This window comes from Pontibacillus salipaludis (assembly GCF_014642405.1).
GTDB lineage: Bacteria > Bacillota > Bacilli > Bacillales > BH030062 > Pontibacillus > Pontibacillus salipaludis.
Window position 1 is genome coordinate 256,048 of record NZ_BMIN01000004.1, and the last position, 21,900, is coordinate 277,947.

At 43.5% G+C, this 21,900-nt stretch carries 32 protein-coding genes and 1 tRNA gene; 3 read left to right on the plus strand and 30 right to left on the minus strand.

Going from position 1 to position 21,900, the window contains the following annotated elements; translation table 11 throughout:
* Nucleotides 1-6 precede the first annotated feature (6 nt).
* The 22 genes from IEW76_RS06920 to IEW76_RS07020 all read right to left on the minus strand — a co-directional run bounded on the left by IEW76_RS06920 (nt 7) and on the right by IEW76_RS07020 (nt 14,726).
* A complete protein-coding gene (locus IEW76_RS06920) occupies nt 7-1,035 on the minus strand; it encodes a sugar-binding transcriptional regulator (protein ID WP_188652178.1) in 1,029 nt (342 codons plus the stop codon).
* A gap of 149 nt (nt 1,036-1,184) precedes the next feature.
* A complete protein-coding gene (locus IEW76_RS06925; protein ID WP_188652180.1) occupies nt 1,185-1,433 on the minus strand; it encodes a glutaredoxin family protein in 249 nt (82 codons plus the stop codon).
* A 6-nt stretch (nt 1,434-1,439) separates the two neighbouring features.
* Nucleotides 1,440-2,714, minus strand: a complete 1,275-nt coding sequence (gene rpoN, locus IEW76_RS06930) for an RNA polymerase factor sigma-54 (protein ID WP_188652182.1) — start codon at nt 2,712-2,714, stop codon at nt 1,440-1,442.
* Between the two features lie 159 nt (nt 2,715-2,873).
* On the minus strand, nt 2,874-3,020 hold the full coding sequence (locus IEW76_RS06935; RefSeq protein WP_188652185.1) for a hypothetical protein: 147 nt from the start codon (nt 3,018-3,020) through the stop codon (nt 2,874-2,876).
* 831 nt (nt 3,021-3,851) lie between these two features.
* Nucleotides 3,852-4,103 carry a hypothetical protein gene (locus IEW76_RS06940; RefSeq protein WP_188652187.1) on the minus strand — a complete coding sequence of 84 codons (252 nt, stop codon included), beginning with the start codon at nt 4,101-4,103 and terminating at the stop codon, nt 3,852-3,854.
* A 460-nt stretch (nt 4,104-4,563) separates the two neighbouring features.
* Nucleotides 4,564-4,773 (minus strand): hypothetical protein, encoded by a 210-nt coding sequence (locus IEW76_RS06945; RefSeq protein WP_188652189.1) that lies wholly within the window; start codon nt 4,771-4,773, stop codon nt 4,564-4,566.
* Entirely contained in the window at nt 4,730-5,317 is a 588-nt protein-coding gene (locus IEW76_RS06950; RefSeq protein WP_188652191.1) for a DUF3990 domain-containing protein, read from the minus strand. Before IEW76_RS06950 ends, IEW76_RS06945 begins: the two co-directional genes overlap by 44 nt.
* A gap of 167 nt (nt 5,318-5,484) precedes the next feature.
* Nucleotides 5,485-8,013 (minus strand): phage tail tape measure protein, encoded by a 2,529-nt coding sequence (locus IEW76_RS06955; RefSeq protein ID WP_188652193.1) that lies wholly within the window; start codon nt 8,011-8,013, stop codon nt 5,485-5,487.
* Nucleotides 8,006-8,380, minus strand: coding sequence for a hypothetical protein (locus IEW76_RS06960; RefSeq protein ID WP_188652195.1), 375 nt, complete (start codon nt 8,378-8,380; stop codon nt 8,006-8,008). Before IEW76_RS06960 ends, IEW76_RS06955 begins: the two co-directional genes overlap by 8 nt.
* A gap of 311 nt (nt 8,381-8,691) precedes the next feature.
* Entirely contained in the window at nt 8,692-8,889 is a 198-nt protein-coding gene (locus IEW76_RS06965; RefSeq protein WP_188652197.1) for a hypothetical protein, read from the minus strand.
* Nucleotides 8,889-9,503, minus strand: a complete 615-nt coding sequence (locus tag IEW76_RS06970) for a hypothetical protein (RefSeq protein ID WP_188652199.1) — start codon at nt 9,501-9,503, stop codon at nt 8,889-8,891. The genes IEW76_RS06965 and IEW76_RS06970 overlap by 1 nt, the downstream gene beginning before the upstream one ends.
* Nucleotides 9,500-9,916, minus strand: coding sequence for a hypothetical protein (locus tag IEW76_RS06975; RefSeq protein ID WP_188652201.1), 417 nt, complete (start codon nt 9,914-9,916; stop codon nt 9,500-9,502). The genes IEW76_RS06970 and IEW76_RS06975 overlap by 4 nt, the downstream gene beginning before the upstream one ends.
* Before the next feature lie 579 nt (nt 9,917-10,495).
* On the minus strand, nt 10,496-10,630 hold the full coding sequence (locus tag IEW76_RS20950) for a hypothetical protein (protein ID WP_268235054.1): 135 nt from the start codon (nt 10,628-10,630) through the stop codon (nt 10,496-10,498).
* Entirely contained in the window at nt 10,630-10,848 is a 219-nt protein-coding gene (locus IEW76_RS06980; protein WP_188652203.1) for a hypothetical protein, read from the minus strand. Before IEW76_RS06980 ends, IEW76_RS20950 begins: the two co-directional genes overlap by 1 nt.
* An 84-nt stretch (nt 10,849-10,932) precedes the next feature.
* Nucleotides 10,933-11,148 carry a helix-turn-helix domain-containing protein gene (locus IEW76_RS06985; protein WP_188652205.1) on the minus strand — a complete coding sequence of 72 codons (216 nt, stop codon included), beginning with the start codon at nt 11,146-11,148 and terminating at the stop codon, nt 10,933-10,935.
* Nucleotides 11,149-11,219: 71 nt separating this feature from the next.
* Entirely contained in the window at nt 11,220-11,930 is a 711-nt protein-coding gene (locus tag IEW76_RS06990; protein WP_188652207.1) for a hypothetical protein, read from the minus strand.
* Nucleotides 11,931-12,159: 229 nt separating this feature from the next.
* Entirely contained in the window at nt 12,160-12,621 is a 462-nt protein-coding gene (locus tag IEW76_RS06995) for a helix-turn-helix domain-containing protein (RefSeq protein ID WP_188652209.1), read from the minus strand.
* A complete protein-coding gene (locus tag IEW76_RS07000; RefSeq protein WP_188652211.1) occupies nt 12,621-12,950 on the minus strand; it encodes a hypothetical protein in 330 nt (109 codons plus the stop codon). Before IEW76_RS07000 ends, IEW76_RS06995 begins: the two co-directional genes overlap by 1 nt.
* 481 nt (nt 12,951-13,431) lie before the next feature.
* A complete protein-coding gene (locus IEW76_RS07005) occupies nt 13,432-13,737 on the minus strand; it encodes a hypothetical protein (RefSeq protein WP_188652212.1) in 306 nt (101 codons plus the stop codon).
* Nucleotides 13,738-13,826: 89 nt separating this feature from the next.
* Nucleotides 13,827-14,063 (minus strand): hypothetical protein, encoded by a 237-nt coding sequence (locus IEW76_RS07010; RefSeq protein WP_188652214.1) that lies wholly within the window; start codon nt 14,061-14,063, stop codon nt 13,827-13,829.
* 53 nt (nt 14,064-14,116) lie between these two features.
* Nucleotides 14,117-14,401 carry a hypothetical protein gene (locus IEW76_RS07015; protein ID WP_188652217.1) on the minus strand — a complete coding sequence of 95 codons (285 nt, stop codon included), beginning with the start codon at nt 14,399-14,401 and terminating at the stop codon, nt 14,117-14,119.
* On the minus strand, nt 14,388-14,726 hold the full coding sequence (locus tag IEW76_RS07020; protein WP_188652219.1) for a hypothetical protein: 339 nt from the start codon (nt 14,724-14,726) through the stop codon (nt 14,388-14,390). Before IEW76_RS07020 ends, IEW76_RS07015 begins: the two co-directional genes overlap by 14 nt.
* Nucleotides 14,727-14,883: 157 nt before the next feature.
* On the opposite strand from IEW76_RS07020, the gene IEW76_RS07025 reads away from it, so the two are divergent.
* Nucleotides 14,884-15,126 carry a helix-turn-helix domain-containing protein gene (locus IEW76_RS07025; RefSeq protein ID WP_188652221.1) on the plus strand — a complete coding sequence of 81 codons (243 nt, stop codon included), beginning with the start codon at nt 14,884-14,886 and terminating at the stop codon, nt 15,124-15,126.
* A gap of 61 nt (nt 15,127-15,187) precedes the next feature.
* Here the strand turns inward: IEW76_RS07025 and IEW76_RS07030 are convergent, their stop codons facing one another.
* The 7 genes from IEW76_RS07030 to IEW76_RS07060 all read right to left on the minus strand — a co-directional run bounded on the left by IEW76_RS07030 (nt 15,188) and on the right by IEW76_RS07060 (nt 19,745).
* A complete protein-coding gene (locus IEW76_RS07030; RefSeq protein ID WP_188652223.1) occupies nt 15,188-15,349 on the minus strand; it encodes a hypothetical protein in 162 nt (53 codons plus the stop codon).
* A gap of 290 nt (nt 15,350-15,639) precedes the next feature.
* Nucleotides 15,640-16,221, minus strand: coding sequence for a recombinase family protein (locus IEW76_RS07035; RefSeq protein ID WP_188652225.1), 582 nt, complete (start codon nt 16,219-16,221; stop codon nt 15,640-15,642).
* Between the two features lie 179 nt (nt 16,222-16,400).
* Nucleotides 16,401-16,781, minus strand: a complete 381-nt coding sequence (locus IEW76_RS07040; RefSeq protein WP_188652226.1) for a hypothetical protein — start codon at nt 16,779-16,781, stop codon at nt 16,401-16,403.
* A 650-nt stretch (nt 16,782-17,431) separates the two neighbouring features.
* Nucleotides 17,432-17,710 carry a phBC6A51 family helix-turn-helix protein gene (locus IEW76_RS07045; RefSeq protein WP_188652228.1) on the minus strand — a complete coding sequence of 93 codons (279 nt, stop codon included), beginning with the start codon at nt 17,708-17,710 and terminating at the stop codon, nt 17,432-17,434.
* Nucleotides 17,711-17,777: 67 nt separating this feature from the next.
* Nucleotides 17,778-18,398: a DUF2971 domain-containing protein gene (locus tag IEW76_RS07050; protein ID WP_188652230.1), complete on the minus strand. Its 621-nt coding sequence runs from the start codon at nt 18,396-18,398 to the stop codon at nt 17,778-17,780.
* Nucleotides 18,399-18,464: 66 nt separating this feature from the next.
* Nucleotides 18,465-19,463 carry a tyrosine-type recombinase/integrase gene (locus IEW76_RS07055; protein ID WP_229721148.1) on the minus strand — a complete coding sequence of 333 codons (999 nt, stop codon included), beginning with the start codon at nt 19,461-19,463 and terminating at the stop codon, nt 18,465-18,467.
* Nucleotides 19,464-19,669: 206 nt separating this feature from the next.
* Nucleotides 19,670-19,745: transfer RNA gene (locus IEW76_RS07060), tRNA-Arg, on the minus strand.
* A 119-nt stretch (nt 19,746-19,864) separates the two neighbouring features.
* On the opposite strand from IEW76_RS07060, the gene IEW76_RS07065 reads away from it, so the two are divergent.
* Both IEW76_RS07065 and clpP read left to right on the plus strand, forming a co-directional pair.
* The gene (locus tag IEW76_RS07065) at nt 19,865-20,275 is read left to right on the plus strand and encodes a hypothetical protein (protein ID WP_188652232.1); all 411 of its coding nucleotides are present in this window, start codon (nt 19,865-19,867) and stop codon (nt 20,273-20,275) included.
* A gap of 212 nt (nt 20,276-20,487) precedes the next feature.
* Nucleotides 20,488-21,075 carry an ATP-dependent Clp endopeptidase proteolytic subunit ClpP gene (gene clpP / locus IEW76_RS07070; protein WP_036782288.1) on the plus strand — a complete coding sequence of 196 codons (588 nt, stop codon included), beginning with the start codon at nt 20,488-20,490 and terminating at the stop codon, nt 21,073-21,075.
* Between the two features lie 47 nt (nt 21,076-21,122).
* Here the strand turns inward: clpP and IEW76_RS07075 are convergent, their stop codons facing one another.
* Complete coding sequence (locus IEW76_RS07075) at nt 21,123-21,509, minus strand: UPF0715 family protein (RefSeq protein WP_188652234.1); 387 nt, start codon at nt 21,507-21,509, stop codon at nt 21,123-21,125.
* Nucleotides 21,510-21,900 lie beyond the last annotated feature (391 nt).

Genomic DNA, 21,900 nt, shown 5'->3' on the forward strand with positions numbered 1-21,900 from the left:
TTCTATCTAAAGGGAAGATCCCTTTATTAGCTCTTTTGCTGCACTCTCATCGGTAATGAGTACATTGGATTGTCCCAGGTTAAAATATGAAGAAATCGCCTTAGCTTTTGATTTGCCACCTGCGACAGCAATAACACAATTAGTATGTTGTAAATCTTCTAATTGAATTCCTACTGTTCGCACTTTGTGAACAATACTACCTTCTTCATTAAAATAATAACCAAAAGCCTCACCTACAGCCTTACCCTCTTGAATGGTGTCTATAACTTCTTGTGGAGTTTTTCTTCGTTCTGCCATAGTAGTAGCATCGCCAATACCATGAACAACCACGCCAGCTCCACGAATGATTTTTAGCACCTCTTTAATAGAAGGTTCTTCAATAATGGTCTGATAGGATTCTTCGCTAAGCGGATCTGGCACATAGAGAAGTCGGTACGTTCCATTTGCTTTCTTCGCCATTTCAGCACAAATGGTGTTCGCTTGATTCTCCATCTGTTCTCCAAGTCCACCGCGGGCCGGGACAAATAAGCAGTTTCCTGCTTGTTCAAGTGGTGTCATCATCTCAGCCACAGCTGCAATGGTTCCTCCACCGGTTACAGCCACTGTGTCATCTCTACGAAGGATTCCCTTCATATAACGCACACAGGCCTTACCCATTTCTTGTTTCACCCATGAGAGTTCATCGCTATCCCCAGGTACGATGACTACGTGATCAAGTTGTAAACGTTGCTTCACTTGTTGCTCCAAATCTTTAAAACCTCTTAATTCATTCATGAAGGCTTCTAGCTGAACGATTACATTCTTACCAGTATTCGTCACATGCATCCCTTTTGTCGTCACTTCAATTAATCCTTGTTCATGTAAGAGATCAATTTCTGTTCTAACGGTTCGTTCTGCAATGTTCAAATGATCAGCAAGACTTCTTCGTCCAATTGGCTCCATTAGCTGAATCAATGTTAAGGTTTCATATCTTCGTTGCATAATTGATAGCAAATCGGGGAATAGTTTACTCTGTAAGTCAATTAATGCCCTCATGGAAAAGCTCCTTTGCTGTATGTAAGCTGCAGCGGGAGCTTTTTCGTCCCGCCTTGACGTATTCTGTCCCGCTTGGGCCAAAAAAATACCTCAACGGCAAGCTTACATTTATATTGTATCAGTCCCCATGACCCCTTGCAACAGACATCCTAGCCCTTTTTCTTTTGTAAACGGTTACTTATTGAAAAAAGATCGATTTTCCCATAATCGACCTCTTCACCCTCCATTTCTACTACCGGAATCATGAGACCATATCGTTCAATTAACTCATCTTCTTCATATATATCCTTTTCCCGAATCACAATCTCATAATCATATGAAAGTGTCTCAATCAGTTCTTTAGCTTCTTGGCATAAAGGACAGTCTTTCTTTGTATACAGCACAATCTCTGTTTCCATATGCAGCTACCCCCTTTTCCTTCTTTTCGTAGATGATGGTATGTAAAGTGCTTCCCGATATTTTGCCACGGTTCTCCTAGAAATGTAAATACCAAATTGGTCATGCAATAACTGACTTAACTTTTGGTCTGAGTAGGGCTTCTGCTTATTTTCAGTAAGTATGGTTTCCTTTAACAAATGCTTGATCGCTTCAGCGGAGGTTTCTTGACCACTCCTCGTCTTCAACCCTTGTTGAAAGAAATCTTTAAGGGGGATCATTCCTCTTGGGGACTGAACATACTTATGGCGTACTGCACGGCTTATGGTTGAGACGTGAACTCCAATCGCTTCAGCAACCTCTCTCATTCTGAGGGATTGCTTTTGGTGAGCACCTTCTTCAAAAAAAGGAACTTGTCTTTTAACGATCTCTTCCATGATCGCTTTCATATTTTGTTTCCGTTGTTCGATTGCCATTTGGAGCCATATTGCATGTTGGTATTTTTCCTCTAAATACGCGGATGCTTCTTGATGTTGATGAGATAAGGCATACATATCCTCATCCACGACAATCTTTGGCGCATTCCACGGCGAAAGCTTCACAACCCAGTCGCCATTCTTCTTAAACACTTCCGCATCCGGAACAATATAGTCTTCTTGTACAGACGAATACTGAAGGCCTGGTCTTGGATGACACGTTTGAATTGTATCAATCGCAAGCTTTGCATCTTCCGGTGTAATGTTGTATTCCTCTTGAATGGATTCAATATCTTGTTCAGCTACCCAGTTTATATGATCATAAACAAGCTGCGTCATGTACATAGGATGTTCCGCGCGTTTCAACTGAATAGCAATACACTCCTGCAAAGATCTCGCTCCAACACCAGCAGGATGTAGGGATTGGATATAGGATAACGCCTCTTCCGTTTCTGCTAACGACGCACCACAAACTTCACTCCATTCTTCAATCGTTATATCCAAGTAACCATGGTCATCTAAGGAATCAACTCCATACTGAACTAACTGACGTAAAGATGAAGGGATCCTGCTCTCAACTAGCTGCTCTTGTAAATGGTCACGAAAAGACTTCTCTTTAGATGATTGAACGGTTTGACTCGCCTCCGATTGTCCTCCCTTTGGAAGGGCCGAAGATACACTTACTTCTATAAGAGGATTAACTTCTGCTTGATCTTGAAGAAAACGAATCAAATCTTGTCCATTATAGGCCAACATCTCAATCGCTTGACTTAACCTCTGCGTCATCCTCCACGTTAACCGCTGCTCCTGACTTAATTGATGCTTCAAACAGACCCTCTCCCCCGAAAACGTTTACAAATCATTATAACAAACTTTCTTTAATAGAAGGAAGTAAGGAAGAGGAACTCCGTAAAGGAACAACTTTACATGACAGCACAAAAAAAGAGCCTTAAAATTGCTCAGCAACGTTAAGACTCTTTTAGGATACTACTTCTCTTCTTCCTTTTCATCTGGATCTTCTTCTAAATTATGTTTCGCTTCATCTTCAGCGATAATCTTCTTCCGTTTGCGATCTAACATATCTTCCTTCTGCTCAGGTGTTAAGTGACGTCCTTGATCAAATCGATTGAACATAATCTTTTCCACCTTCCTGTGTTGCTAGAATGGGGTTACAGTAGTCTATTTCCTTTAAAAGGAATAAACTAAACCTCGCAGTGAGTATAGGAACGGCTTAAGGTACGTTGAAGCCGAGACATTATAAAAAGGATGGGGCCGTTATGTTTATGAGTAATAAGGGGGTATGGGGAACGACTCGCTTTCCGCGGGCGAGCTGTCGAGCCTCCTCGCTCGCGTTCGCTCCCTGCGGGGTCTCGTCGACCTCTTTCTCCCGCAGGAGTCTCCCCGTTCCCCATACCCCCTTGCTTGATTTTGGATGAACTGCCCCACTGCTCTAGTACTGCTAAGGTTCTTTAACACCCCAAATGCAACTATAGCCTGTTTCCGTTACTTCATAATACGGAAAAGGTGTGCCGGGAAACTGCGAGACTCCCGTGGGCAGATGAGCCTAGGTGAGCCACAGGAAAGCGAGTGGTTTCCCGGCACACCTTATACTCAATCAAAGTTAACGGAAACATTCTCTCAGCTTCGACACTCCAATGAAATGAAGGGGCGTTCAAGAGATTAAATAAAACGCCTTACCTATTAATAGGTAAGGCGTTTTATATGAGCGCGCTCGAGAGGATTCGAACCCCCGACAGACGTAGGACCGGAACCTACCGGATATTCTTCCTCGGTCGCAATATACGTAAACCCCGCGTCCCTCTTGCGATAACCTCTCCGCAACGATTGCGTTGAAATTCCGAAATTAATTTTAGAGAACGGAACCTTAACGCAAACGGAGACGCTTCGGATTTGCAATTTCTATTATATACGATCCGGTCGGACAAGTAAACGGAGATATTCTTCTTAGCGTTTAATTCCTCGGCTACCATCGTTAACCCATCGAGTTTTTCCGGTAACTGCGACCTTGATCGGCGCTGACTTGGCTTCCGGCTTTACCTCCGCTTTTATCTCAGCCTGGCCACCTCGCTCCATATCCCGTTGAATCAACCGCTTTACGTAACCGCTGAAGTTTTTCCGTTTACTGGCGTGGTCTAATAAAGCCGCCTGATCTGGATCCTCCGAATTGAACGATACACTACGTCTGATATAAGTCATACTTACCCGCCCCTTTGCCGATTTATTACGCAGGACACACGAACATCACACCTACGTATTACCCGCACTTCCATATTATGTGTGTTATGATGTATGTATGACGTAAGGGCTCGTACTACTTTGGCGCATAAGAAAAGCCCCTAACCGCGGGCAAAACCCGGCTAGAGGCGTTTGTTTGTTTCTTTACAAACGTATGCGCGCGGACCTCGAATAATGCAAGTCCTACGTAATTTCCTCGCAAAAGGGGGTGTTTAATATGCACCGTTGCCCCGACTGCCGCAAGCCACTCCGCTTTACCGAGGTGGTAGTCCTCGATCAACTCAACGGCCTTCACCACGCCAGCTGCTACGACTTTCTCCTCGATTTTAAAGACGCTGCCAAGTACGGCGTAATCTACAACCGTTATGCTAACATTTTTATAAAATAAAAACCTCACATGAGAGTGAGGTTAAGTTTTATATTAAATCACTATTTTTCGCAACAAATCTTTAGCAAACCAATTGACACCTTTGTGAGCTAGAGCTGAATTATTAAAATCAACGTTTTGGAGTGTAATGTTTGCAATTTCTCTCGCATATTCATTTGATAATTTCCCCTCAGAAAACCTCACTAAAGCTTCAGATAATTCATCTTTCAACATCCACTTGTTTCTTTCCATAACTGTACTCATTCACATCCAACTCCTCTCCGGTTTCAATAATATATGCTTTGCTTGGTACAAGTATATCACAAAAATCTTGAGTATGAATTGACAACTGTTTATTACTTGTGGTTTTCTTGAAGCTTTCAATAACTTCATCCTTGCCAATTTCACCATTTTTAAACCTACTTAGAACTATATTCGGCTTACTATCACTCATTACCCCAAAAATAGCTTTGTAATCATGTTGATGTTCCCCATAGATGTTTTCTGTCCTATTAAAAAAGACGAAGTCGGCAAACTCATCATCGTAGCTATTTAATACCATTGTGTTGATATGATCATCATAAAACCAGTCTAAAGGTGTAAATTCAAATTCAACTACTACTGCAACTTTATCTTCAGGGTTATCCTTTACCAGAAAAGGAAGGCCTTGAAGAACGCTCTCTCCGCCAGTGTATGCTAGTAAATCTTGAATGAAATCTTTTGCTTGTTGTTCTTTCGGCGTGAGGTAAAAACCATAGCCAAAGTCCAATTCGTTCCCTATATTGTGATTCACTTGTATTCGCTTCATACAGATCTCTTTCCATCCTGAAAGAGTTGTACCATGATACCACTTACTCTTTTGTAGATGTTTCCTAGCGCCCATAAACCTGAACCCTTCCAAGCTTTTTCTACATTGTACCATATATTAACTACATTGTATTATAATTTCTAAAATTGTTACCACTTTCTCCCCCCCTATCTAGCACGATATTCTTGCTTTAACCTACTGAATAATTCATGCACGTCTTTTACCTCGGCTAAATCGCGCGCATTCATAGTAATGTGTATGTCTCCGTAAGTTGTACCTCCGCTGTTTTGTTGCGTCCTCGGCGCGTCATACCTCCCCTTCTTAGGTACGACCGATTTCGCCATATCTAGGCTAGTACGTTCAATTTGCGGAAGCATATCATCTAGTCCGATAACCAACCCTTTACCAGTGTCTTTCCCTATTCCGATCATCACACGCGAGGGGGAGTGGATATCGAGTAAGCCCGTTATTTTGTCTTTAATGCCGTTGGCTATGTCGCTCACTTTCGACATAACTGAGCCTGCCATTGACTTGATGCCTTTACCTAGCCCGCTAATTATATCTTTACCAACGTCCACTAGGTCGATTGACTTCAGAAAATCTAGTGAATCGTTCCAGATGTTCTTTATTGTGTCTTTAACCGCGCCCATTTTGTCGGTTACGGCGGACTTCATCGAAGAGAACTTAGTGGTAACAGCGTTTTTCATCGTTGAAAGCGTATTGTTAAGGAAGCCTTTCAGGAAATTAAAAACGCCTGTAAAGACGTTCTTAACCGCTGAAGTTGAGGACGTAAATAGCGACTTGATAGCGCCCCAAAACCCGCTAAACACCGCCTTGCCTGCCGCGGCAAAGCCTTTTATGGCAGCACCGATCTTACCGATAAACATAACGCTCATGAGGTTCCATACGAACTGCACGGCACCTGAGAACATTTGCTTTATTCCGGACCACATCGCCGAAAAGTCGCCCGTCAGTAGCCCCGCGAACGTCTTCACTAAGCCCATTATCACGTTTAAAGCACCGTTTATGACGCCTTTAATCGCGTTCCATGTCGATACGATTAAGAACTTAATTACCGGCCATACGGTTTCCATCACCGAACTAACTACCGACATCGCGCCTTGTATGACGGACTTAAGCACGCCCCATACGTTTTTAGTCGCTTGGAGAATCATATCGCCATTTTCCGTCCAAAACGCATTAATCTGCGCGAGTTTGTTACTTAAGAACGCAGTAACCTCGGTCATTACCGTCTTGACTACGCCTCGAATAAACGTAAGCGCGGTCTTAAACGCCGACTTAATAGACGCCCATGCTGAGTTAACCGCGTCTCTAAACCATCCAACTTTCTTATAAGCGATCACTAAACCTACGCCTATTGCTACCAAGGCTGCAACTACCCCCGTAGCTACGCCTGCTACTGCCAGTAAGCCGCTTACCGTGGTGCCTGCCGCGGTTGCTAATGCCGTGAGTCCACTAATCAACGCAGGTAGAAATCCAATGGCTATGAGCACGGGACCCAAAACTAAGCCAAACGCAGCCGTTAAAGCTGCCACGACCGCGACTGTCGATTTAATTCCTGGTGATAGAGCGTTGAATCCGTCTAACAACCATTGCACACCTAACGCTAATACTTTAACCGCAGGTAGTAACGCCGTACCGATTGAAATAGCTGCACCCTCGAAGGCCGAGGAAATCAGCTTGAGTTGCCCCTTGAGATTATCGAGCTGAGTCGTCGCTATTTGTTGCGCCGTACCTCCGGAGTTCTTGAGCTCGTTCGTGTAATTTGCAATAGTACCTTGTCCCGCCTCCAAGAGGGTTAACATTGACTTCGCTGATTCTGCTCCGAATATGGTACTAATGGCGCTGAGCTTCTGTTGTTGCGTGAGTCCGGCTGTTGAGCTCTCCAAGTCACCGATTATCTGGTTAAGTGGCTTCATTGCGCCAGTAGCCGTATCAAACGCATTAAATCCGAGGTCTTTCATTAAAGTAGCCGCCTCTTTCGAAGGACTTGCTAATCGGGTGAGAGACATCGCTAAACTTGTGCCCGCCTGTGACCCAGCTATCCCCGCTGATCCTAATAGACCAGTTGCGGCCGACATTTCTTCGAGCGACTGACCACTCGCCTTTGCTACCGGGGCTAAATACTTCATTGTTTCGGAAAGAGAGCCCATCGTAGTGTTAGACGTAGTAAACGTCTTGGTCAGTACGTCCGCTACGTGACCGGTTTTAGACGCCTCGATACCAAAGCCGGAAAGGATATTCGAAGCAATGTCCGCTGTTTCACCTAGGTCAGTTCCGCCCGCAGCTGCCGCGTTAAGCACGCCTGGTAACGCGTTGATTTGATCCTCGACGCTAAAGCCCGCCATAGATAGCGCCTGCAAGCCTTCGCTGGCCTCGACAGCACTATATGACGTTTTTGAACCCATCTCCTGCGCGATTGCCGATAGTTGGTCGAGCTCCTTACCGGTTGCTCCGGAGAGTGCGCCGACCTTCGAGATAGACTGCTCAAAGTTAGCTGCCGTATTGACCGCCATACCTAAGCCCGCCGTCATTGCCGCGCTTGCTCCGGTTACGGCCGCGCCTGCTACTTTAACTCCGTCGAAGGCTCGCTTTGTAGATCGTTCTAAGTTCGACATCGTATCCGAGAACGCATCTATACACTCTATACGAAACGACACATCGAGATTAGACATCGCTATCCCCGCCCGTTCTTTCCACGTACTCACGAATCGCACGAAGCATAGACTCGGTTCTTTCGCTAATAATCGGCAGCATCGTATCAGCTTTTTCCGACTTACCTCGGTATACCATGCGTGCCCTTTGCGTCATACTTTCGGCAAGGCTTACCGTGGTCTTCCTGACAGGGCGCGCGTATTTAGTAACCGTTATTTTTCGTAGTTTCTTTAATCCTTTTTCCGCTTGCCTTAAACACAAGCGCGCTTCGCGTTTCTTTTCTTGTTCGTCTTCGATTTCTTCCGCCTTGGTAATTGCTTCGCCCAAGAACTGAAAGTGTTCTTTAAAAACCTGATCCATCTGTCTTAACTTTTGGTAATCATTCATTTTGTTTCTCCCTTCTTTGACTTTGATTAACTTTGATTTTTGACCTAAATAAAAAGACCCCGCTAAATGCGAGGCCTTGATACCGTTTATTCATTTATTTAATTGCGCAGATTACCACGCCTTTGAGGACTAACACACGATCATTCGGCGAGGGTGTGTACGAGCTTGCGTAGGGGTACTGTTTACTTATCACCGTTTCCCCGTCGAAAATTAAGCGAGGGCGCCCGGAGGTGTAGTCCGGGTCCACTTGCGCCAGTTTTACGAGCTCTTCCGGCTCCTTGTTACCGAACATCTCGATGAATTTCTCCGGATTAATCACTTTGCTCTTCCTCAGCTTCTGATTTCGCTATCTCCTTTTTAATGCGTGTGTACGTGAGTTTGGACTGCATAGAACCTATCTGTCCCGCTAGTCCTCTAGCCATTTCCAGGTCTTCTGCCGTAAACTGATCTCTTTCTTTAATACGATCCCGTAAATTTTGGAGTAAGATAACTGGTTTGTTTGGCCCCATTAGTCAATCAGCCCTTTCTTTAAAGTTTCGTCCCATTTATAGAAGTCAGGTATTTTTCCTCGGTAAATATCAATTAGCTCGCCTTCAGAAAAGAAGTGTTTCTGCCTTTCCTTTTGGGTGAGTTTAATTCCGTACACCTTGTATTCATAGTGCTTACCTAAAGTAGATTTATAATCTCTAACAATATCTTCGTGTTCTTCGACTAACTCGTCGTACTCAAACACCGCCCTGGCATAAGCGTTTTTTGCTTCGAGTAGTTTTTGGAATGCGGGGTTTATTTTTTCTTCGATAAATTTCGGCTTAACTTCGTTGTTAAACTCGGCAGAAATATCGTCAAAGGTTATGTCGTTAGGTCTTGTTTTCTGAAAAACTAATTGTTCATGCTCTCGGCGGGCAACCAGCTTCTTCTGTTCTTCGATTTGGTCTGATAACTCGTCGAGATCTTTAGTGTAATTTTTAGTTTCGTTTACCTGCTTCTTCATCACTTCATCAAAAGATTGTCTTAGTTTATTTAAGGTTTCTTTTTCCTTTGATATGCGTTCCCACATCACTTTATCTTTCTCTGCTTTTTGATCTGACATTTCTCTATATAGTTCTAATTTGCTTTTGCTCATTTAGAATATCTCCCCTCAATTATTTGAATAAGTTTGTTGAGTCGGCTGATTACCCACGCTCGCCACTTAGGCATAGGTACTTCAAGTTCAATCTCGTAAAACTCACGAAACATTTCTTCTGATGACTCTAGTAACCTTCGAGTTTCCGAGGTGTCCGACTTCACTCGATAGCTCACGTTAAATCCTTCGTGCTTTAGCGCTTCGACATACAGTTCAGCCGTAGAGGTATATACGTCCATAGGGTAAAGTCTATGTTCGATCATAACCTCTGCTACTTTAACGAGTGAGGCTTCCACGCTTTCATGCGGCACAGCTATATCGTCAATTTGCTTCCCTTTCTCGTCGTAAATCAACGCCACTAGGAACGGTGTTAGTTCGATGTGTTCCACGTTAACTACCGCTAAAGGATTCATCCGGTCATCCCTCCCCCATTTATATAAAACGCACTTTTAAAATCGTCCTGCCACTCGCCCAATTCCCACTCGGAACCTTCTTCGTCGACCTCCACGTCGACCACTACGTACTTATGCGGCACTACCAGCCCGTCTTTGTAAAGCGTGGCCGGCTTGCTTTGGCCAGGTCCATAGCAACTATACTCGTTGATACGGATTACACAACCGATTTCCTCTCGCTCCACCTTAACCCCTCCGTTTTTTGTACGTATATAACAGATTTCCGCCGAAATATATAGGGTCTACCCCGCTTTTCTGAGGTAGTTCAAGCGCTCCAAGTGTTATTAGTCTCGGAACCTCTTAATCTCCGAAAAATACGGGGCTGCTACTTATGCCGATACAGCCGAACTTGCTCTCTTGTGCCGTAGCCTTCTACCGCAATTACCTTGCCGCCCTCGTCCTTGTGCGCGAGTTTAATGTTTTCTACGCGTTCTAGGATCGCTTTGATATGCGGAGGGTAAGTCGAGTGCACCGCCCATTCGTCACTCACCGGGTCGTAGCTGTATAATGTCTCTTGATCTTCTCGTGGATAATACGCCATTATTCCTGCACCTCTTTCCGTTCAAATAACGCCGCTATCAGGCGCTTATGTTCGTTGTATACTTCGCTAATTACCTCGTACCGTTCGTCTTCCAGTAGCTTACTCAGCATTGCTTGTTTGTCAGCGTAAACCACTAGCTTTTTCCGTCCTCCAGCCGATAACCGCAGCCGTAAATAAAACCCAGCGCGTCCTCGTAAGCCATTTCCGTTATTACATGTTGTACGCCAGGTAGTTCTGACGAGTCCATTTCGACTCGGTATAATACCTCGGCAGTTTCCGCGTCATAAACGGTGGTGATTAACTTGGTGCTTTCGCTAAAGTGCTGCGATATTTTAACTTTTTTATCTTCCATAAAAATCCCCCTTGCTTTTTCGAGAGAGTTGACGTAACATTAAAATGGGTAAACTTAACCTTTTATACTTAATTGAAAAATAAATTAAGAGCGTAACTTTTTATTCCTCTCTACAAAGTCTTGGAACTCATCCGTTACTTCAAACTGCCTAGCTATTTTAGCCCGTATCACGTCACTAACCCCCCTCTGACCGACTTCGATCTTTGAGACAGACGACTGTCCGATTTGAAGGTAGTCTGCGAATTCCCTTTGTGACATACCCAGATACAAACGCACACTTTTGAATATATTCTTATTCATCCTCTTTCCTCCTTTTTATGACTCTTACTGTAAAATAATAAGCACATAGACTGCCGGCTTGCATACGTGCTTTATCCCCTTATACCTTTCTTACTGCGGCTAAATTTCTTTTGCTCTAACGCTCTCAGCCGAACGAGGTAACGTTCCCACTCAGAATATTTCTCTTCGTAGTAAGACCGCATCTCTTCCGCCGAAAGGTGATAGGCAATAACCTCGCCAGGCTCACGAGCTTGTTTGTCTGTCTCAAACTTTACACGCACCTTTTGCTGTTTCTCTCCATCCTTACTGTTATATGGTGTAGTGATCTTGGGCTTCTTTTTCCCGTTCAGCCTATCCGTTCGTAGCTGAGCAGCCTTTATCCGCTCTACCTTGTCATTTTCATAAGGATTTTCGCGCTTCCAAGATTGTTTAAGCATTTCATACTCATTTAACCAAAACGGATATTCGAGCCAACTAACGTAATACTGCTCACGCTTAGTTTTTTTACGGGGTTGTAATAAGCGTTTGTCCGCTTGTTTTTGGCGTCGCTTCAACGTGTCTCTTTCAGTCTTACATTCCTTCGAGCACGTTTTGCTGTTATTCGGACGAGTTGTATCGCGGTAAGGATACCCGCAAAAGTCACACCGCTTAACCCGCTTGTCATCTTGATCGGGCAGTTCGTCTTTTAAGAGCGATACGACTATCGAGTGAGCCGCCTTCCTGGTAAGTCCGTTTGTATAGGTCGAGGCAAATTCGATGGCTCCCGGCCCAGGGTGACGATACTGACGTTTTCCCACCATCATTTATCCCCCTTTCTGTTACTCGAGTTTTTAAGTGTACCGGTATCTCTTGTTCATCCTCTTTCTCTTTCTTTACTCCGAAAGGTATATAGTACTTAAACACAAACATACCGCGGTGTGAGTTTACGAACGCCGCTATATTTTTAAATCTAGTTAATACATCTCGTTCTTTAAATCTAGTTCACACTTAAACGGACGAGGTGTTACACGAAGTAAACAAGTGTACTTATTCCTATCCATTCGAGTAACCTTGTTCCGCCCTCCACTTCTGCATACGTTCCGCCGAAGCTAGCCTCCTCCCCTCACTCTTTTTTAGCCGATCTTTATAGTTTCGGAGTGCGTCAGGATGCTCGCCGTAAAAGGTTTCGGCATCTAACGGAACCAGCGGCACGTAGTAGCCCTTTTCCGGAAAGTCGATCAGACCTACCTCTTTTAAATCGTCGAGATGCTTGCTTGTTGTTTCCGGAGTCTTCGAGTACATTACGGAAAGCCGCTCAATACTCGGATAGGCGTAGCCATCTTTCGGATTGTAGTGATCGATGATTAGTTGGTAGAGGAAGAACTTCTCGGCACTCATTCGCACATGATGGACGTAGTGTAAAGCGTCGCTTGGCAGCGCAATAAAATGCCGGTCGTCATTCGCTCCTCTCGGATTCCTTTTGTCGAACACTTCTCTCAGTTTTTCTCCGCTCATTACAACTCCTCCATATCTAAAAGAATTGTGGGAAACACAAATTGACAGCAACTGCAGGTACCACCTAAAACCTTTCCTCCGACCTCCTCTAACTTCTCTAGGTCCACCCCGTTATCTATAAGCAAGTCTAGAAACTGGTCAAAACTTAAATCCACAGCCACCGGAGGACAATCTTGGTTTTCGTAAATAAGCTTTGTAAGTTCCCCATTCTCATAAACTAAAAGTGCATTCCCTGCCCCTTTATAGTCTTTTTCTAACAAAGCCTCAGGAAGGTTAATGTGTGGCATCCCTTTATCACTAACGATCATTTCCTTTAAACTTTTTCTCATGTAAATCGCTCCCTTTTCGTTTTATTAGGTGTTCCTACTCCCACTAACACCGTCTATCCTCTGGCGTAACACTTTCAGCGAATTTTCCTCACCTCCTACTACCTTGTCAACGTTTAGCTCGCACCCTTCACTTAGTAATACCGGAACCGCGCGAAGCCGTAACGGAAATTCCGCAACTCTTTGACGCCCTACTTGTTATTCGCTATCGAGGGCTGACCGCGGCAGAAATTCCGCTACTTTTCCGCCCTTACCTACTTGTTGCATTTTAACGACGACCGTAACGCTTTTCTTGGTGATTTTCCGTCAATTAAACACGAAAAAGCCCCCGTATTGGCGTACGAGAGCTTTCTTTATAGTCGGCTTGGCGGTGAGTAGTCGGAGAGCAGTTGTTTCGATTATACGCTTGCAATTTACGATTAACAGACGTATAATATACATATACTTACATTTTCGACATTCTACGGCTTAGTTGTTGGCGCAACTAGGCTTTTTTAATGTTCAATCGTTGGTCATGCGCTTCTTTTGCTTTTTCAGCGTGGTGCTTAAGCGACTTCCTCATAGCGTCTAGGTGGCGTATTTCTTCTTTTATAACCCTTCGACGGTCAAGTATCGTTTTTAATCGCTTTGTATGACGGTAAGCAGCTATTGGTCTGATCTTTTCCATTCTTTCTAGATCGTGATACGCATCTGACAGTTCCAAATCAATCCTACTTTGTTCCTTATTTAGACGGTCATGCTGTTTATTAAGCTCCTTCTTAGCTGCATCTACTGCATTCATGTAACCCAACTTCCATACTCCTTTCTTTTAACTGAATAGTAACCCTATATACATAAATAGCAGGGATCCTATAAACACGGTGTAGCTAATACAACTCTTCAACACCAAACCCCGCCTTCCATAATATCCTCCATCGCAATCCTGAGCAGCGAGTCGAATACATCGGATACATCACTCTCTACCAGCAACTCCTTAATCGGCTCTGGCGCTTTCAGACGGTCCATATATCGACTAACTATTTCGCGCTCGATTGTAGCCTTAACTTCGGATAAATCGGCTACTCCATACTCACCCGCAACTGCTTCGGCTTCCATAAGAAGGTTATACTGCGTCATAAGCTCGCGATCCTTGGCGTATTCGTTGAAATTGACAACGTTAACTACCGGCATCAGATCACCTCCTTGTATACGTCTGCTATCGCTAAATCAAGATACTCCGAGTAAATTTCCGGCGCATCCTTTACCGCAGTTTTTACTGCACGCTCTACGTGTTCCGGCAAACATAGACGGTGGATATACCCTTCAACTAGCGCCTTTTCCGTTTCTACAAGTTCAAAAAGCGCTACGTCTTCGTCTTTGCTTTCTTCGCGATCTAACCGCTGAAGTAATCCCTTTCGACGTTCAAACAACTGACGGTCACCTTCGTACGAGCAGATCCATTTAAACTTCTTCATTATAGTAACCTCCTTCAAATGATAAACGAGAATGCGTTAAAGCAATTCCATGCTTTATGAAGTCAACTAGCGACATACCTGGCGTAATTACTTCGAGCAAATCTTTCACATAAGCCTTTGTAAGTGAGTTAAGCACCATCGAAAATAACCGGTTAATCTCTGCATCCACAAAAGGTACCCCTCCGATATAGTCGAAGACCTCGTAAACCGTTAACTCGTCGTTGTCATGTACGATCATTAAGTCGTCCGTAAGCTGATACGCAAATTCTTGGGCGGTTCTACCTCCATCAAAACGAATGATTATGTTCGTTCGCATTAAAACCATTTCATCGGCCCCTTTCGATTATATCGTTTTTACGCTTTTGCGTAATTCGATTAACCTTAGTGTACGCTTTTGCGTAATGAACGTCAATAGGTAATTGCGAAATTTTTTAAAAAAGTATATACTAGGTTTAACGAAACTTAAACGGGAGGGTACGATAATGGAGAATACTACGGAATTGCCCGGTAAACGTGAGGTCCAGCTGAAGGTCGGCGAGTTGTTACATAAACGGGAGCTAACGCAGGCCAAGCTTTCGGATATTACTGGAATAAGACGTGCAGCTATATCGCAACTGTCACGTGGCTATGTGGACCGAGTAAGCCTCGACCATTTAACGAAGATAGCCGACGCATTAGAGCTCGACGATATTTCGGAGTTAATTACAATAGAGAACAAGAAATAAGGCGCCTGATTGGGCGTCTTTTTACGTTTTAAGACATAAAAAAAGCCCGCTCAATGGCGGACTATTTGATTAAGCTATTTTCATCCCCGACACGCAATACTTCTATGTAGTTCGGGGGTTTATATCTACCGTGCATACCGGATTCCTTCTCTTTTTCTTTTTCTAGCTTAAGATAATCAAAGAACTTCCTCATAGCTTGTTCTGAATCTTCCGCTAATATCAACTCACTATCGTCCTTGTAATACTTAACTAAGTAATAATTAAGGTAACGAATCGCTTACACCTCCTCTCAATCCATATATTTCTAGAAAAATAGTCCAATCCCTTTTATTTACACGAACAAAACCACACCTATAGGTACATTTTCTCCGCGAATTTTTTCGGAGCAGAAACACTTCACTACGCTAAAGTCGAAGTGTTAATTTTTGGCGCGTATTTGAGCACAGCAGGGAAAGCTATTTCCAGCTTATTCCCGCCCGCCCCCTATTTACGCACAAAAAAGAGAGCCGCTAGTTAGCGACCCTCCGACTTAACCTTCGTATATATAGTTGAGCGAGGCACGCCGGTTACCTTTGCGATGTCATTAACGCTCATGCCGTTCTGCTTCCGTTCATGATACAGCTTAACCGCCTTCTTAACGTCCTTATCGTCTTGACCAGGGCGACCCATATGCTTACCTTGCGACTTAGCTCGTTGCCTACCTTCGGTCGTTCTCTCGACGATTATGTCACGTTCAAATTGCGCGAAGCTACCGAGGATATTAAACATCAAACGCTGCAAACTACTGCCGTCGTCTCCCGCATTAAACTCGAGGTTATCACGCAGGAATACAACGGATACACCTTTCTCGTTTAGCTCCGATACAATCTTATTGAGGTCGATAATCGAGCGTGCTAGACGGTCTATCTTAACGACATATACCGTATCACCAGGGCGTACGTTCTCGATCATATCCGCTAATGCCTTACGTGGGGCGGTGGATGTACCGGTCACCTTTTCGACGTATACCTTCTCGCAACCTTCCGCCTGAAGTAGCGCCTCTTGTGATTCGAGATCCTGGCCGACTGTACTAACGCGTGCATATCCGATTTTCATATACGGGACCCTCCGTCCAAAAGTTAGTTATGTTCTATACACTTAATTATAGACTAACTTCTAAACAGTTACAAGCGATAAAAACGGGCAGTTTTCGGCTATGTTGAACGTTGTACATAAGTTAACACTTTAAGACACTCTGCGAATCCAAAAGAAAAAGGCCTGCAAAAGCAGACCTCTTAATCGAACCAGTTACCTATCCCATGAGCTAAAGAATTAAAAGCACTTGCATAATGAATACTTTCCCTTTCAAGCTTAGCCACTTCTTCATCGTAAATTTCCAGTCGGTTATGGACTTCTTTCATTAAATCTAAACCACCGATAATATTTATTGTCTCTATCTTGGCTTCAATTACATTTTCCCAATATGTTACACCATCTATATTCAACTTATTTTGGACATACTGGTTATCGCCCTCAAAAATTTCATTTGCAAGCTTCTCATTAAATTCTTGTTGGCTTTTTTCTTCAGACATTTCTCTAGCTTTTCTATATTTCTCAATATGGTACATTAAATCCTCCGCCAAGTTCCATACAACTTGTTTATCCGTAGCATACATTTAAACTACACCTCCTTCCGCAATAATTATTTCTAGGCAACAGATTCCAATTCCTTCTAAGTGTACGAATAAAGTCGCTCTGGCTGCCCCGAAAATATTCGGAGACCGTCCGCGGTGAACGCTTCGCCTGGTAATTCCGCCCCCATTAACGGAATTTAACCGTAGAATAGCCCGAATATGTGAAGTAAACTGAAGCGCCCAAAGTGTTCCGGACCCCTCGCGTCAGGTCCGCGTGGCTGGTTAATGGACGCCTAAAAGTCCGTATATACTAAAACGTACTCAAACGAAAAACGCCGAAAAAGCGGACAAAATCGGAAGTATTCGGAAGTATGAAAACCGCTTATTTTCGCTTAATTTTGCCAACGTATGACCGCGCTAAACTACCGACCATTACCGATCTGCATACGCCTACAAACGCCCTCATATCAACGTTTCCCTCCGATTTACTACGTGCTACATTCCGTACATTTCGGCGATTGGCATCGGTCGTAAGCCGGTAAGCGGTCGGCCTAATTCCGCACTTCCGGTCACGCTTTAAAAATGTCGCTGAGAGTGCATTTTTGTAAACTAGTTTTCGGCGAGAAAATTCCGTCATATCAACGATTATACAATTGAACTATAATGTCAGTTTTGGATACACGCTAACATCCTTACGCAGACTTATTACGTTTACTTTTACGCTGCATAGCTTTCTTTTGCTTACGTCTGTTTTCACGTCTAAGACTATGCCACCGTTTCCAGTAATCCTTGCGCGTTTCTAGGTACTCTTTTTGATAATCCTCACGCTGCTCCCACTTCCACAACGTCATACGGCTGATTCCTAGATCCTCGCAAATTTCCGTTTTGTTGTACCAGCGATATATTGCAAGAAACATAGCTTCTCTATGCCGCCAATCTAACGGCTGCTTCTCCGGTCCTCTTTTACCCATTCGATCACACTCCTTTGTGATAATTTCTAAAAAAAAAAGCCCAGCAAAAATTGCCGGACTTAAATAGCTACTGTATTATAGGTGCCATAGTAGTTATACCACCAATTTTTCTTATTATCTCTTCGTCAGCTTCTTTAATGAACTTTCTATATCTAACTTTTCCTCCTAATAAAATATAAACATGAGCCATTTTTTCTTTAAAATAGAAATCCCCTTTAACCCTCCACTCTCTTTCATGCATCCAATCTACAATTTGATCTTCTGATTTCAATTTTAAATCAACAATTCTCCAATATTCTTCTTCGGGTAAATACTTCATAGCCTCTTCTCTATCATCGTAAATCACAGGTCGTCCTCCGCTATTGTAAACTACTTCTCTTTTAATAGCTATTCCCGTAGCGGTGTAACGTTTGATACCAGTTTCTTTCCTTCGACGTAACTCTTTTTCAAATAGTATATTTTGATTAGCCGAATATAGAGGTACATCTTGGAAGCAGACAGCCTTATTCTTCCCGTTGATAAAACCTTCTTTTCCACTTCCCTTTAGGTGTCCGTCGTTTAGTATCTTTAAAAGTACATCAACTTCGTCACCAATTTCTGGATTCGGTTTAGTTAAATGCACCAAAAATCTACTTAAATCTGACCTCGAAGTGTACCTATCTTTCCAATCATTGAAGCTTACTCCCACACAGAAACCCCTCTCAATACCTACTTCTTATAATTCCTAATTCAACGAGCCAATAAAATATACCTGCTACACATCTAAATTATCCTTCTTGTTCACTTCGTTATACTTTGTGACCACGATATCGTCCGTATAGTCTAAATACCTTTGTGTCGTAGCTAAGTCAGCATGTCCGAGGATCATTTGCAAGCTTCGGATATCCCCACCATTTTTCAAATAGTTAACGGCGAAGGTATGACGCAACGAGTGCGGACTTGCTCTTACCTCATCTTTCAAACCAGCTTTTCTAGCGTACGAATCCATTCGTTTCCTAATGCGATCATAACGAAGCGGCTCGCCAAATTGGTTCGTAAAGACATGAGTTACATCAGCACCGAAGTAATCCCGTGTTTCGGTAACTAACTGAGCGAGGTTTTTCTGCACCTTTTCCGTCATAGGAACCATCCTCGTCTTACGGTTCTTGTTCTTAGCTCCCGGTAGTATAAGCATTCCGTTTTCGAAGTCTATATCCTCAACTTCCATAGAATCAATTTCATTTACACGCAAACCGCACTTTAACATAACCAGCATAGAAACGTAGTCACGGAATCCTGCGTAAATATCCATATTTATTACGGCAAATAGCCGGCGCACTTGGTTGTCGCTTAGTGTGAAAATACGCTGCTCATCAGTTTTTAATTTACGGATCCTTTCAGCGGGATTATAGGAGATGATATTTTCGTTCTTTAGACGCTTATACATTGCCCGGACACTCGTAAGCCTAATGTTAACCGTTACGGGTGATAGTTCCCTCACTTTAAGTAACACCGAAATATATCTTCTGAAATCTTCCTCTTCCACTTCGTCCGCAAATATTTTTCCGGTGACTCTGAAGAATTCCTCCCAATGATACCGATATCCTTGCATCGTTTTTTCCCGGTAGTTCTCCGTTTCATAAATCATCATTAACTTAGATAACGCGATCTCAGCGGTAAGACCAGGACGTATTGAATCGTTTTCTCCGACGTCCCTCCGTTGCATGACTCCGGTTCTTCTTCTTGTTGCAATTTGCCTATTCTTTTTGCGCATAAAAAAGCCCTCCATTTCTTGTAATAGTGTACAGAGAAACGCAGGGCTCGGCGGACGCAGACTCTAACTGGATTAGGGACGTAAATGCCGCCTAAATCGGCTTTCCAAAATTCGAAGGTTTCCGTCTCTCCGCTAACCTCACGGAGACGATTACGCCTGAAATTTCGGAATAGAATCGCATGATACCGCCGTTTATAACGTATAAGCGCGCTCGAGAGGATTCGAACCCCCGACAGACGTAGGACCGGAACCTACCGCTCTATCCTGCTGAGCTACGAGCGCATGCTAGTTATAATAAGGACAACTTCCATTATACGGTTCAAATTATTAAAATTCAAGACCCATTTCATTGAGTATGAGCCCTCGTGCTTTTGGAAATGCTAGCTTCGAGGTGATGCTCTATGTCTATAGCTGTTGGCGTTTGGGTATGCTTAATCTTTTCATTCATTATTATTGGTGGGCTTGGGTTATTTCGTTATCCGATTCCAAGCTTACAACAAGATTCCCATGAACCCCCGTCCCATTCACCCGGGCTTCGTAAGACCTATTATTCTCTTAGGTGTTACGGGTTCCTTCCTTATACACATGTGAAAGTCGGGAGAGTTAAGATTGACCTTGCTTTGTTAGATGTAAAAGTAGCTATCCTTTTTTACAAACCAGAAGATCTGTTACACCCTGTGAAGAAGCGACATTTAAAGAAAAGGTCCAAATTTTTAATTCGAAATGGATGGAACGTGTGGGAGGTAAGAGAGAAGGATTTGTCGAAGAATATTCATCAGGCGATCTGGCAAATTAGAGCACTTAGAAAATAACATTTTCAAAACGTTTAGCTTTCATGAAATGGGGAAAAATTGATTGTATGTGTAGCCGGATCATCATATACATATAATGAAAGAAAGGTCTTCTACATAGTTAGTAAGAAAACATCAATCCTTTCGTTTGACCTTTTTTGACCTTGCGTGTATGATAAAATTAATTCGGTACTTACTTAGTGTTAGAACACGATTTAAAGGAGGAGAATTTCATGAATTTAATCCCTACAGTTATTGAACAGACAAACCGCGGTGAACGTGCGTATGACATCTATTCACGCCTTCTGAAAGACCGCATTATTATGCTTGGGAGCGCTATTGATGATAACGTAGCAAACTCAATCGTAGCACAAATGCTATTCCTTCAGGCAGAAGATCCAGAGAAGGATATCTCTCTATACATCAACTCTCCAGGTGGTTCCATTACAGCTGGTATGGCGATTTATGACACGATGCAGTTCATTAAGCCAAATGTAGCAACAATCTGTACAGGTATGGCAGCATCTATGGGTGCTTTCCTTCTAGCTGCTGGTGAGCCAGGCAAACGTTCTGCTCTTCCAAACAGTGAAGTTATGATCCACCAACCACTTGGCGGAACTCAAGGTCAAGCATCTGACATTGAAATCCACGCAAAACGCATTATCAAAATGCGTGAGAAACTAAACCAAATCCTTTCTGAGCGCACAGGTCAAGACCTGTCTGTAATTGAACGCGACACGGACCGTGACAACTTCATGACAGCTCAAGAGGCAAAAGAATACGGCCTAATCGACAACGTTTTCGAACGTAGTCAAGGTTAATCCAACCATTATGAAAAACCGCTCTGATAAGAATCAGAGCGGTTTTTTTATGCAAAAACTTTAACTTTCGCAGAATCCCACAGCCAAATGAACAGCGCCGTACTTACGACATAAATGTACCACAGAGGAGTAACAAATGGAGCTTGATACTCATTCAATACAGGGTTTACCAGGAGGTGGATGAGAAATGAGCCTCCCAAAAAAGCAACAAAGTATTTCAAGCTATAATCCCGATCGCCAATCTTCCTTTGCAAATAAATAAGAATAGGAAGTGCAAATATAAAATAGAGGGCAAAGAAAACAGCAAAGACTAGGAATATGGCAAAGACCAACCCTTTTGAAACATCAGCCTTAAAACTGAGCTCTACGATCATATAAAAGAATGTCATCGACACCGCCGCAAGCGTAATAATAACCAGGTTCCGCTTATTCATTCAATCACCTCTTTGACTTCACTCACTCAATTTCCCTCTCACCACCAGATAAAAACTCTCCTTTTCTTTCCTAATTCAAGCAAGAGGCATTTAGGTAAGGAGGTGTCCGTTACCGCATGAAGGCTAGGGCAGGCTTGGGGACAACTCGCTTTCCTGCGGGGAGCTGGGAAGCCTCCTCGTTCGCTAGCGCTCTCTGTGGGGTCTCCCCTAGATTTAAAGTGCAGGAGTGGTGCCTAGGACCGTACGGATAAGTCAGCTTTTTGGAAAAGGCGATTAGCCTTTGTAAAAAAGATGGCTTATCTCGCTAGGTCCTCCACTCCGGAACTGGACAGGCTCCTTTCCCCGCGGGAGTCTCGCAGTCCCCCAGTAAGCCCAAGCTTTAAGTAGTTGA